Consider the following 389-nt stretch of genomic DNA (forward strand, 5'->3'; position numbering starts at 1 on the left):
GTGCAGGGTCGGGTGGTGGTGCCGGGTACGGCGTTGGTGGAGATGGCGATCTGCGCCGGTGACCAGGTCGACTGCCCGGTGATCGACGAACTGGCCATCGAGCAACCCATGGTGCTGGACGAAACCGGCGAAGCGACGTGGGTACGGGTGGTGGTCGGCGACGCGGAGGACGGCGGGCGCCGCTCGCTGGACATCTATGCGCGCCCGGCCCGGGACGGGGCGGAGTGGGCCCGCCATGCGACCGGTGCGGTGTCGCCCGGCGGCAGCACGGCAACTGGCACGCCGGGTGATGCGCCCGTGGCCATGGACGAACCGGTGGGTGTGGTGGGGTTGGGGGTGTGGCCGCCGGTGGGTGCTGAGGTGGTGTCGGTGGGTGGGGTGTATGAGGA

Annotated in this window: 1 protein-coding gene; it reads left to right on the forward strand. The window is 71.7% G+C overall.

Annotated features, from left to right (window positions below):
* Nucleotides 1-389 (forward strand): polyketide synthase dehydratase domain-containing protein (locus AAHZ94_RS35125; protein WP_349997693.1); only part of this gene is annotated, 389 nt, incomplete at both ends.

The organism is Streptomyces sp. HSW2009, from assembly GCF_040240285.1.
Lineage (GTDB): Bacteria > Actinomycetota > Actinomycetes > Streptomycetales > Streptomycetaceae > Streptomyces.